Annotated in this window: 14 protein-coding genes and 1 CRISPR repeat array; of the genes, 6 read left to right on the forward strand and 8 right to left on the reverse strand. The window is 39.3% G+C overall.

The window, feature by feature from the left end; genetic code table 11:
- Positions 1–7: 7 nt before the first annotated feature.
- Together AB2B50_RS09165 and AB2B50_RS09170 are read right to left on the reverse strand one after the other, a co-directional pair.
- On the reverse strand, positions 8–469 hold the full coding sequence (locus AB2B50_RS09165) for an HIT family protein (protein WP_320693167.1): 462 nt from the start codon (positions 467–469) through the stop codon (positions 8–10).
- A 1-nt stretch (position 470) separates the two neighbouring features.
- Complete coding sequence (locus AB2B50_RS09170; RefSeq protein ID WP_320693168.1) at positions 471–1,508, reverse strand: M42 family metallopeptidase; 1,038 nt, start codon at positions 1,506–1,508, stop codon at positions 471–473.
- A gap of 133 nt (positions 1,509–1,641) precedes the next feature.
- Here AB2B50_RS09170 and AB2B50_RS09175 point away from each other — a divergent pair, with 133 nt between their 5' ends.
- A complete protein-coding gene (locus tag AB2B50_RS09175) occupies positions 1,642–2,178 on the forward strand; it encodes a DUF1307 domain-containing protein (protein ID WP_320693169.1) in 537 nt (178 codons plus the stop codon).
- A 48-nt stretch (positions 2,179–2,226) separates the two neighbouring features.
- Here the strand turns inward: AB2B50_RS09175 and brnQ are convergent, their stop codons facing one another.
- The 5 genes from brnQ to AB2B50_RS09200 all read right to left on the reverse strand — a co-directional run bounded on the left by brnQ (position 2,227) and on the right by AB2B50_RS09200 (position 6,652).
- On the reverse strand, positions 2,227–3,552 hold the full coding sequence (brnQ, locus tag AB2B50_RS09180; RefSeq protein ID WP_049548375.1) for a branched-chain amino acid transport system II carrier protein: 1,326 nt from the start codon (positions 3,550–3,552) through the stop codon (positions 2,227–2,229).
- 165 nt (positions 3,553–3,717) lie between these two features.
- Complete coding sequence (locus tag AB2B50_RS09185; RefSeq protein ID WP_320693170.1) at positions 3,718–3,999, reverse strand: rhodanese-like domain-containing protein; 282 nt, start codon at positions 3,997–3,999, stop codon at positions 3,718–3,720.
- Entirely contained in the window at positions 3,996–4,586 is a 591-nt protein-coding gene (locus AB2B50_RS09190) for a uracil-DNA glycosylase family protein (RefSeq protein WP_320693171.1), read from the reverse strand. Before AB2B50_RS09190 ends, AB2B50_RS09185 begins: the two co-directional genes overlap by 4 nt.
- A gap of 50 nt (positions 4,587–4,636) precedes the next feature.
- Entirely contained in the window at positions 4,637–6,037 is a 1,401-nt protein-coding gene (pepV, locus tag AB2B50_RS09195) for a dipeptidase PepV (protein WP_320693172.1), read from the reverse strand.
- A 9-nt stretch (positions 6,038–6,046) separates the two neighbouring features.
- Entirely contained in the window at positions 6,047–6,652 is a 606-nt protein-coding gene (locus AB2B50_RS09200) for a nitroreductase family protein (RefSeq protein ID WP_320693173.1), read from the reverse strand.
- A 222-nt stretch (positions 6,653–6,874) separates the two neighbouring features.
- On the opposite strand from AB2B50_RS09200, the gene AB2B50_RS09205 reads away from it, so the two are divergent.
- Positions 6,875–7,684 carry an amino acid ABC transporter substrate-binding protein gene (locus AB2B50_RS09205; RefSeq protein WP_075227556.1) on the forward strand — a complete coding sequence of 270 codons (810 nt, stop codon included), beginning with the start codon at positions 6,875–6,877 and terminating at the stop codon, positions 7,682–7,684.
- Between the two features lie 64 nt (positions 7,685–7,748).
- Here AB2B50_RS09205 and AB2B50_RS09210 read toward each other — a convergent pair whose 3' ends face one another.
- Positions 7,749–8,582 (reverse strand): metallophosphoesterase family protein, encoded by an 834-nt coding sequence (locus AB2B50_RS09210; RefSeq protein ID WP_320693174.1) that lies wholly within the window; start codon positions 8,580–8,582, stop codon positions 7,749–7,751.
- A 218-nt stretch (positions 8,583–8,800) separates the two neighbouring features.
- On the opposite strand from AB2B50_RS09210, the gene AB2B50_RS09215 reads away from it, so the two are divergent.
- Genes AB2B50_RS09215 through AB2B50_RS09230 form a run of 4 tightly spaced genes read left to right on the forward strand, consistent with a single transcriptional unit; the run spans position 8,801 to position 10,456 of the window.
- A complete protein-coding gene (locus tag AB2B50_RS09215) occupies positions 8,801–8,995 on the forward strand; it encodes a helix-turn-helix transcriptional regulator (protein WP_006152985.1) in 195 nt (64 codons plus the stop codon).
- Between the two features lie 14 nt (positions 8,996–9,009).
- On the forward strand, positions 9,010–9,552 hold the full coding sequence (locus tag AB2B50_RS09220) for a DUF3278 domain-containing protein (protein WP_320693175.1): 543 nt from the start codon (positions 9,010–9,012) through the stop codon (positions 9,550–9,552).
- Positions 9,553–9,562: 10 nt separating this feature from the next.
- A complete protein-coding gene (locus AB2B50_RS09225) occupies positions 9,563–9,904 on the forward strand; it encodes a hypothetical protein (protein WP_061862756.1) in 342 nt (113 codons plus the stop codon).
- A 12-nt stretch (positions 9,905–9,916) separates the two neighbouring features.
- Entirely contained in the window at positions 9,917–10,456 is a 540-nt protein-coding gene (locus AB2B50_RS09230) for a DUF3278 domain-containing protein (RefSeq protein WP_320693176.1), read from the forward strand.
- 288 nt (positions 10,457–10,744) lie between these two features.
- A CRISPR array of direct repeats spans positions 10,745–11,703; the repeat unit is 36 nt; unit sequence GTTTTGGAACCATTCGAAACAACATAGCTCTAAAAC.
- Positions 11,704–11,712 lie beyond the last annotated feature (9 nt).

Below are 11,712 nucleotides of genomic sequence, written 5' to 3' on the forward strand. Positions count from 1 at the left end.
TATCCTTTCATTTAATCATCTGGTTTAAAGTCTCAGATAATCTTGCAATCAAGTCTTCTAATTTAATTCCCTTAACTTGATATTCTTCAGCAATCATTTCTTCCCATGGAACCCACCAAACTGGACCACGACCATTAAGACCGTGTCCCTTCATATCACCCTCTCGTCTTGGAAAAATATGCCAGTGGGCATGTGCATCTCCATTTCCTAACAACTCTACATTCATCTTTTGAGCAGAAAAAGCCTTAGAAACAGCTTCCTGAACCAGACTCATTTCCTCTAGAAAGCGAAGTTTAACGCTTGGATCTAGTTGGTGTAATTCTGTGACATGTTCCTTGGCTAAGAATAGAGTGTAACCTTCAAAATACTGGTGGTCTCCAATAACAACATAGCCTGTTTCCAGTTCCTTCACAAAGTAAGGATTGTCACCAGACTTGATGAGTTCAATTCGTTGGCAGATCAAGCACATCTTAGTCTACCAACCCACTCTTGAAGTAAGCGTCCACCATACGCTCGGTAGCTACGACAGAATCAACATGAGTACGCTCGTATGAGTGACTAGACTCAATACCCGCTCCTAGAAGAGCGTGTTTGACTTCTGCACCAGCTGACATGGCCGCAGAAGCATCCGAACCGTAAAATGGATAGATATCTAGTTTAAATGGAATATCTTGCTCTTTTGCTAAAGCAACCAAATGTTGACGGAATTCATAGTGGTAAGGACCAGAAGCATCTTTAACACAGATAGACACTGTGTACTCGTCTGTCTGCTGATCATCTCCCATTGCTCCCATGTCTACTGCTAGGTACTCAACAACTTGACTAGGGATACTTGAGTTAGCACCATGCCCCACTTCTTCAAAGACTGAAAAGGCAAAATGCGTAGTGACAGGAAGTTCAATCCCTTCTTCTTTGTAGACTTTGAGGAGATTAAGGAGAATAGCTGCGCTGACCTTGTCATCCAAATGACGAGACTTGATAAAGCCTGTCTCAGTCACGACAGTTCGTGGGTCAAAACTGATAAAGTCTCCAACTTCGATACCGAGTGCGCGTGTTTCTTTTTCGTTGGTCACTTTTTCATCCAAACGAACTTCCATATTGTCCTGTGTACGTTCCGCAGTTCCAGCATCTTTGTAAACGTGACAAGAAGTTTGGTGGATCAAAATCGTACCTGAAACGGTTTTTCCTGTGCTAGCCACATGGACTGTACAGTTTTCGCCTTCAATCATGTTCCAAGGATAGCCACCGATACGATCCATCTTGAGACGACCGTCTGGTTTAACAGCACGGACGATAGCTCCCAAGGTATCCACATGGGCGGTCACATAACGCTGTTGCTCGTCATTTTTACCTTTGACAGTAACGTTGACACCACCTTTGGCAGTACGGATTGGTTGATATCCTAGTTTTTCAAGCGTCTCAACTAAATAATTCGTAATTTCACGCGTAAAACCTGTCGGCGATGCAATAGCAGTTAGTTCTTTGATATATTCTACAGTTTGATTCATTTTTTCACCTCTCGTTACCATTATATCACTTTTCCCATCTTAGTATGTGCAAAAAAGAAAAACTTAAATACTTTGATTTTAAAATTAATCTATGGTAAAATCAAGTAAAGTATTATGATGAAAGGAATACAAAATGAACAAATATTTCAAAACGACACTTCTCTTAGCCTTGCCTTTGGTATTCTTGTTGGGATGTTCAAAACAATCTTCAACTACTTCTTCTAGCTCTTCTACACCAGAAACGACTGAGGTAAAAACTTCTGAATCTAGCACTACTGAAAAGAAATCAGAATTAAAAACTGCTACCTTTGTGAACGATTCTCAGCCTGGTGTCGTATCAACCTTAACATATACAGTTGACGGTGATAATGTTGTCAAACAAACTGCTCATAATGTCGCTGATCCTGAAGTCCTCAATAATACAGCAGATGCTGTAAAAAGTGTTCTTGAAGAAACCTACAAAGGCTATAAGGGACTTAAAGGGGTAACTTTCTCAATCGAAGTTAAAGATGGTAAAGTCGTTCAAGATCTTGAAATCGATCTTTCAGTTGCAAGCATTGACGAACTTAGAAAAGCTTTACCAGAAGAATACTCAGGCGTTGGAAAAAACGTAAGTTTTAAAGCCTCTAAAAAAATGTTAACAGACCTTGGTTATACAGAAAAAAACTAAGCAACTAAGACTAAATAGAAAAAACTTGGCCGATGCCAAGTTTTTTTTCTATTCCATTTCAAAAGCTTCACTTTCTTGTTTATTTGGAAGAACAAGAGAAAGTAGAATTCCGATAATAGCTGGTACCAACCATGGCAGAGAAGCCTCCGCAAATGGTAGAGCGTTCACGATATTTGCAAGGACCTCAACTTTAAAAGTAGATCCTAAAACACTTGCAATAGCAATGGCTGTAACAATACCAACAGTTAATTGCATTCCTGGTTTAGAAAGAGCAACAAACTTGTTCACAATCACAATCATGACAATGGCAATCGTAATTGGGTACAAAATAACGAGAACTGGTACAGAGTACTTAATGATAGCACTCAAACCAAGATTTGCAATGGCAAAACCAATCAAGGTAAAGACAGTCGCATAAACCTTGTAGCTGATTTGTGGGAAACGTCCGTTAAAGAACTCAGCAGTTGATACAATCAACCCTACAGTCGTTGTAAAGCAAGTAACGGTTACCATAGCCGCAAGGAAAAGCTGAGCAGTAGAACCAAAGATTTCTTGAGTCGCTTGAGACAAGATATAAACTCCAGGAGTTCCACTCTTCATTGCTTCTTCTGTTACTGGGAAATGATTGCCCAAGAAACCTAATCCAATATAGAGAGCACTAAATCCGAGTGCTACAACAATTCCAACCACCCAAATGGTTGAAATGTACTCTTTCTTGTTTGAAAAACCAAGTTGTTTCAAGGTTTGTACTGCAATAACACTGAAGGCAACCGAAGCAAGCGCGTCAAGTGTATTGTATCCTTCTAAGAAACCAGCTCCAAAGGCGGAAGCTTGATAAGCTCCTGAAGCTGCTTGTGGTGCGTTCCCACCATACTTGAAAGCTCCAAGGATAACCAGAATAACAATTAAAATGGCAAAAACTGGAGTCAAGACTCGACCGATACGATCCAAGATTTTTGAGGGATTCAAGGAGATTAGGTATGCAGCTACAAAGTATAGAATGGTGAAGACAATCAAACCTAAACCTTTATCTGCTTGATCTAATAGCGGACTAATACCAACTTCAAATGATGTCGTTGCTGTACGTGGAATGGCAAAGAATGGACCAATCGACAAGTACAAAGCTGCAAGATAAATTGTCGCAAACCATGGTGAAATTTTCTTAGAAATTTCATAGATATAGCCCTTTGGATTAAGGGTTCCAATGATTAAGGTTAGGACGGCAATCCCAACACCTGAAAATACAAATCCTGCAATGGCAGGGAGAAAGTTTTCTCCAGACTGTGCGCCTAGAGTTGGAGGGAAAATCAAGTTACCTGCTCCAAAAAATATTCCAAACAGGAGTAATCCTGTTAAAGCACCTTTTTTAGCCATAAACTCTCCTTATTAAAAATAAAATACTTTCTTAGTATAACATGATTAAAGGCTAGAAAAGGCTGTCACGAAACAATTTTGAAATGTTTTCAATTTTCCGAATTTTAATGCAAAAAAATCCTTCGAAGCCTTCCCATTTTTTAAAGGTTTCGAAGGAAATTTTTCTTATTCTAAGGCATCCATGCCACCTAGGACATTGATAACCTCATATCCTTGTTCTGCTAAAAATTGACAAGCGCGTGCTGAACGCATTCCTGACTTACAGATCACGTAGTAAGGCTGGATTTTATCTAGTTGCTCATAAGTATCTGCCAGTTGACTCAGAGGGGAATTAAGAGCACCTTCTAAATGAAGAGCCTCAAATTCCTCTACTTCTCTCACATCCAATACAGAAAGCGACTCTTTCTGATAAAGCTGATAAAAATCGTCAAAAGTAATTTCGTTCATTCTTTTTCTCCTAAAATAGTTTTAATTCTTTTTTTCAAATCTGGAACCACTTCTTCCTCAAACCAAGGATTTTTTTTCATCCAAATTTGATTACGTGGTGATGGGTGTACCAGAGGGAAATAATCAGGCAAATAATCTTTAAATCGATGCACACGGTCTGTCACCTTGCCACTAACTTTCTCATGTAGATAGTAGGCTTGGGCATACTGACCAATCAAGAGTGTTAATTGAATATCTGGCAATTCCTTCAAGAGTTCTGGATGCCATTTTTCCGCAAAACCTGGACGAGGTGGCAGGTCACCCGATTTTCCATGACCTGGAAAGTAGAAATCCATAGGCATGACTGCAAAGTAACCTGAGTTATAAAACGTGTCTTCATCCACACCCAACCATTCTCGCAAACGATCCCCACTTTTATCCTTCCAGTAAAGTCCTGCTTCTTGAGTTTTGAGACCAGGTGCCTGCCCAATGATATTAATTCGAGCAGTCTTTGGTGCTGCAAAAAGAGGTTGAATGCCTTGCTCAGTATAGCTGGCATTCTGTGGATCCTCTATAATAGCTTGCTTGATTCTTTCAATTTGAGACATTTTCTCCTCCAAAAAGAAGTCTAAGCATTAAATCTCAGACTTCTATATCATTATTTGATCAATTCATAGATAGCTTCAGCGTAGATGGCTGCTGCACGGAAGAGATCATCCAAGGCGATAAATTCGTTGGCTTGGTGCATAGTATCGATAGAATCTGGGAACATAGCACCGTAAGCAACACCACGCTCTAACAAACGTCCAAATGTTCCACCACCGATGACTTGTTCATGCCCTTGAAGACCTGTTTGTTTTTCATAAACATTTAACAAGGTTTGGACAAGCGGATCTTCCATTGGTACATAGTGAGGTGTGTGTCCATGTTCAGAAAGGCTAACTGAAGCAACAGGCAAGTTTTCAAGAACTGATTTGATTTGCTCAGGGCTTGTTCCTTTTGGATAACGGAAGTTAAGGGCAATGGTATTATCAGCACTTGTTTCGTCAAAGCGGAAGACACCAGCATTCATAGAAAGAGCACCCATCTTTTCATCCACATGAGCTACTTTCAAGTTTTTCCCTTCATGGTCATTCAAGAGAATCTTACCAGCAATATCGAGGTAGTCTTTTGCAGGTCCTTCAAAAGCAAACTGGCTGAGGAAGAGAGCAAGATAAGTCGCACCATTGACACCTGAAGCAGGCATAGCACCGTGGGCTGATTTACCAATTACAGTTACCTTGTACTGACCATTCTCTTCTTGAATGTCTCCTCTGAGTTTGTGCTCTGCTACGAAAGCATCTAGTTTAGCTTGCAAGTCAGCTAAGTCCCCTGAAACAACTGCTGTTGCTGACTCAGGTACCATGTTTTCACGCAAACCACCTGTGAAGCTGTGAAGACAAGCTACACCCTTGTTTTCACCAGCAAAGTGGAGGTATTCTGTGATATTTCCTTTTTCACCATTGATGATAGGGAATTCAGCATCTGGAGAGAAGCCAAAGTCTGGTTTTGCAAGTCCTACATGCTCAAAGTAGTAGTCCATATCTGCCCAACCTGATTCTTCATCAGTTCCGACGATAAAGCGAACTTTTTTAGAAGTTGGAAGGCCAAGCTCTTTAATGATTTTCAAACCATAGTAACATGCTGTTGTTGGTCCCTTATCATCAGAAGCACCACGCGCATAGAGACGACCATCTTTGATGGTTGGAGTATAAGGATCAGTGTCCCAACCGCTACCTGCTGGCACTACATCCATGTGGGCAAAAATTCCAAGAACTTCTTCACCTTCACCAAACTCAAAATGTCCTGCATAGTTGTCAACATTTTTTGTTGGGTAGCCATCACGGTCAGCGATTTCAAGGAATTTCTCCAAAGCTTTTACTGGCCCAGGTCCAAATGGATGTTGAGCATCTACCTTGCTGTCATCACGTTCTGAGTTGATTTCCAAAAGGCTAAACAAGTCAGCCAAGAGGTCTTCTTTACGTTTTTCTACTTCTGCTGTAAAATCAATAACTGTCATTTTTTCTTCCTATCTTTTTTCGATAATTTCATCTACTGGCAAGCGGTAACTTGGTTCTAACTTATCATCTGTGTATCCCACTGTAATCAAGAGCTCTGGACGGAAGCGTTCTTCGATTTCCAAGACTTCATTGGCTTTTGATTTGTCAAAACCAAGGATAATGTTTGATCCGATTCCTTGGTCAGTCAAAGCAAGGACTAAGTTCATAGCCACTAGTCCTGCATTAAGGGCCAAGTAGTCACTCACTTGTTGTTCATTGTAGCGTGCAAACTCTGCTGGCAAATTTTTCATGAAGTATTGTAATTGTTCTTCTGAGAAGTTCTTTGCTCCACCAACACGGGCAATCTTGCGAGCACGTTTAGCTAGGTCAGTATCTGTAAATAAGGCAATGGTTACAGGGGCAGTTGCGACTTGCTCAAAATTTGAACCGTAAGCCAATTTTGCGAGTTCAGCATTTCTTTCACGAACCACGACGAATTTCCAAGGCTGACTGTTGTGAGCGCTTGGTGCCAAGGTTGCGATTTCGATAGCTGTACGAACATCCTTCGGATCGACAGGTTTATCAATAAAATGCTTGGTCGCATGACATTTTTTATTTAACTCAAGAAATTTCATAATTGATTTCCTTTTCTATTTCTATTGCTTCCATTTTACCACATTCTGAAAGAGCTTGCAGAGATTTTTCATTAGTGAAACAAATTATCTTTTTTCTTACTTGAGTTGTTTACTACAAAACTGGAAATTATAATATTTCTCTATCACTTCCATAAAAAATATATATTGGATATCTGATTGATTGTCTGGTAAGCTAGATACCATTAAGTAAAGGAGACTCTTATGAAAAAATTATTCTTATTATTAGCTATTAGTCCCTTGTTGGTTGCCTGTGGACAATCTAAACAGGATAGTGCTTCTACTTCCACTGCTAGTCCTAAAACCATTGTCGTAGCAACTGCTGGAGACATCCCCCCTTTTGATTTTGAAAAAGATGGAAACCTAACTGGATATGATGTTGAAGTTTTAAAAGCAGTCGATGAAAAACTAGACCAATACAAGATTGAATTTCAAAAAACAGCTTGGGAAAGTATCTTCCCTGGAGTGGATGCTGGCCGTTACCAAGCTGCTGCCAATAACCTAAGCTACACCAAAGAGAGAGCAGACAAATACCTCTACTCCCTACCTATCGCTAAAAATCCTTTAGTTCTCGTGAGCAGAAAAGACAAGACTCTTACTTCTCTGCAAGACATCGCTGGTAAAACAACCCAGGATGATACAGGAACTTCTACTGCCAAAGTCGTTACCGACTGGAATCAAAGCCACTCTGACAATCCTGCCACCATCCAATACTCTGGTGAGGATGTCGCTAAACGTCTGACTGATCTTTCAAATGGCGAGTTTGATTTCCTAATCTTTGATAAAATCTCTGTTCAAAAAATTATTCAAGACCGAGGTTTAGACTTGAACGTAGTCGACTTGGAAAGCAACGACAATCCAAACAACTACATTATCTTCTCAAGCGACCAAAAAGAATTTAAAGACAAATTTGACAAGGTCCTCAAAGAACTCTACCAAGATGGAACCCTTGAAAAACTCAGCAAAACCTATCTCGGTGGTTCTTACCTACCAGATCAATCTCAATTACAATAAGATATATTAAAAACGATTGGCTAGTCCAATCGTTTTATTTAGTATTTGTTTGTTAAAGCAACTCTTACAAAAAATCAAAATAATTCTTCACATCCTCCACATAGCCATGCTTTTCATTTAGGCTAGCAAGTAATTCCCTATTATGTCCTTGATAGTTGTCCTCACGTCGTAATTCTTCATACATTTCGATAAAAGGAAGACCTTTGGTCTTGGCTGATTCTAGCTCTGCTTCATAATCATAAGCAACTTTTCGAAATTGGATATTGACCAATTCACCATTTTCAACCTCAAGCAAGGCATACTGGGCTCGGTGATTTTTCAGCCCTTCCCAGTCAAAATAAGGCATACCAATCGAACCTGGATTGATGATTTGTTGCCCTTGACTCCCATAACGTAAAAGCTGTTTATGGACATGCCCATAGACCGCCACGTCCGTTTCCTCATCTAGCAGTTTGTCAAAGTTATCTGTGTTATTTCCAACAGACAAGTCACCACCATAGTTCTTATCAGGCAAATTATGTGAAAGAGAAAAGCGCAGTCCATCAACTTCTTTCTTTTCTAACATAGGCAAGCTTCGTAGCCAGGTAATCGTTGCAGGATCCATTCGCTCCATTAAAAACTGGGTCAATCGCATGAGCTGGATTTCTTGGGGATCCTCTAAACCATATTGCCCATCTAAAACCTCCAACACACAATCATCCCAGTTGCCTCGAACGGATGCTGTAATGGGAAGGTCTTTCAAAAGAGCCACCAAGTCATTTGCTCCCGGCCCAGGAAGAAAAATATCTCCCAGAAGCCAATATTCAGTCGCTCCCAATTTTTTAGCGTCTTCAAGCACTCCAGCTAAGGCGGTCGTGTTGCCATGAATGTCTGATAAAATTGCAATCTTATGGTTCATTTTCTGCCCTTTCTTTATTGGATAGCATTCAGGGTATCCAAATCACTCTTATTTTTCTTCATTATAGCATAAAATAGCATAAAATCGCTAGAAGATTTTTACATAGAAATATTATCACCAAGATTCTTTTAAAAATATGTCAAAAATAGTTGACATTATGTTCTTAAAAGAATATACTATAGTCAAATATATGTGACACAAACTAAAAAGGAGGAAGCATGAATCGTGTGAAAGAATTCCGCAAGGAACTGGGAAAGTCCCAACTCGAACTTGCCAAGGATATTGGTGTCTCGAGACAAACCATTAATATGATTGAAAACGACAAGTACAATCCTACCCTGGAACTCTGTCTCAATCTCGCCCGCAGCCTCCAAACTGACCTCAACAGTCTCTTTTGGGAGGATGATTTTTAAAAAGGAGAAGAAAAATGAAAAAAGAACCCCTCTATGAAAAACTGATCAAACGTATCTATGGCATTTCAGGCCCCCTTGATGAACACAAACGGCGCGAAGCTGAGCACATCGGAAATAAAGTCTTTATGATTCTCTTTTACCTCATGACTTTAGGCAATCTTATTCCCTTTGTCCTTGCTTTTAGATATCCCCAAGTAGTCGCTTTTGGATATCCAATCATTATCTTTCTAATTTCCATGGTTTGTGCTCTTTATGTCACTACTCAAACTAAAAAAACTGGTATTGCTGCTATCGATCCTGATATGTTGAGCCAGAAGGAAAAGAAACAGTTACGTAATCCCGGACTTAAAGCTGGTCTGATCTATGGAATAGCCATGTTGTTTGGAATGCCACTTCTCGATATCCTAATGGATGATAGCAAGAGCTATCTTACCTCTCTTCTGAATACCAGAAGTATCTTGTCGACCATCGTTGCAGCCTTCTTTTTCGGATTAACAGTGCATATTGTCGTCACTCTTCGTATTCAAAAAGCTAGAGAAGATCAAGACGACGATTAGGAGGAAACTTATGAAATCACTACAAACTTTAATTCTAAGTCATATTTTGGTCAGTATCTTTATGACAGTTTTCCTAGTTTATGGCCAAATTACGCGTCCTTTTCTGATCATCTTCCTCTTAGCCCTTCCTGTCTTGAACAAAGGACAAAGATTTCAGAAAATCACATCAAAAAAAATACGCATCTTAAACGCATCTCTCTGCTTTATCCTCGTATCTTTCCCACAACTGTTAACGAATTCTATGGACTGGAGATATCTACTATTTCTAACCATCTGTATCGTTTTTAGTCTAGTCTACTTCTATACTCTCTATCAACTCTTTAAAGAAGCTAATCAAAAACAAGGTTATTAAGAGGTCACTACCATGAAAAAAGAAGACTTAACAACTCGCTTAGTTCGAAATTTCTTTCATATCCAAGGACCCTTTGATGAATGCCGTCAAGAGGTCATCTACAAGGCTTGCGCCCGTTCCATGGTCCAAATCTTTTACTCTTCCTTCTTCCTCTTCCTATTCTATCTGTTGTTTGGGCGCTTTATAGAGATAGTTCGAACGGCTATGCCCTATCTCTACTTCTTGATGATTTTTGCCCTCAGTCTCAAGGCAAGATATACTACTAGAGGGCTCCACTTAGAAGATGATGATCAATCCGAGATTCCACAAATCACTTACAGCAAGCGCCAAATCAAGTTAAGAAGTTGGTTAGTTGGAACTAGCATCCCAACTCTCTACTTATTTATCCTATTTTCCAAAAAAGTAATCCTTGAAAATCACTCGATTACAGATTTCTTTTTGCAGTTTCTAGAACTCAAAATGATCGCACTTTTCCTACTAGTAGGACTTGGAGTAGGATCAATCTTCGGTACTATGACTTATTACTTTTTATCCGAACATGAAGAACAGTAGGAGAAAGCTTGGATTACAGTCTATAAGCGGAGTGATAAACTCAATTTTAGGAGAGAATGGAAAAATAAAATATTTCTGTTATAAAACGCATAATATCAAGGTTTTTAAATGCCTAGTAATATGCGTTTTTATGATTTTAAAGACTGCCTGCTTCATCTCTCTTTAAAACGAAAAAGCCATCTTTGCGGATGACTTCCTAGCAACCGAATCGGCGCTCACTTTTTTCAAGTTATGTACGGACAAAGCTTTATTTTAACCTGCTGTGTTGTAGATGATTATACTTGAACCGTTTTGGAACCATTCGAAACAACACAGCTCTAAAACTGAAATAGACAAGAATATAATCTGTCCAAGTTTTGGAACCATTCGAAACAACACAGCTCTAAAACACAGAATACACAGTAAGAAGCAAATATTTGGTTTTGGAACCATTCGAAACAACATAGCTCTAAAACTTACAATCTGATTCAACTTTTCCTTGGTATGTTTTGGAACCATTCGAAACAACATAGCTCTAAAACCCATTTCTTGCTTTGTAAATTAATGTTTTGGTTTTGGAACCATTCGAAACAACATAGCTCTAAAACTTGGTTTACCTAGTGTAGTTGTAGAACTCTGTTTTGGAACCATTCGAAACAACATAGCTCTAAAACAAATCAGGAAGCGTTCCAAACGGTGCTAGGGTTTTGGAACCATTCGAAACAACATAGCTCTAAAACCGATAACGAGTGTAATCACGAATTATCATAGTTTTGGAACCATTCGAAACAACATAGCTCTAAAACCTGATTCAATTCCACCTGATCCTAAAAATTGTTTTGGAACCATTCGAAACAACATAGCTCTAAAACCTGTAGTTAGGTATGACGAGGAAAGCGAGGGTTTTGGAACCATTCGAAACAACATAGCTCTAAAACAGAGTGCATTGGATGGTCTCGTAATATTAAGTTTTGGAACCATTCGAAACAACATAGCTCTAAAACAACAAGCATGCGCTCGACGTAAGCAAGCGGGTTTTGGAACCATTCGAAACAACATAGCTCTAAAACGACTTAGTTGAACATTATGGTGTAGATATTGTTTTGGAACCATTCGAAACAACATAGCTCTAAAACGAACGAAGGTGATATTGTTCCTGAATGGAAGTTTTGGAACCATTCGAAACAACATAGCTCTAAAACACCAATCGATACATCACCTTGATAAGCACTGTTTTGGAACCATTCGAAACAACATAGCTCTAAAACCTCAAAGTT

The organism is Streptococcus fermentans, from assembly GCF_040888305.1.
GTDB classification, from domain to species: domain Bacteria; phylum Bacillota; class Bacilli; order Lactobacillales; family Streptococcaceae; genus Streptococcus; species Streptococcus fermentans.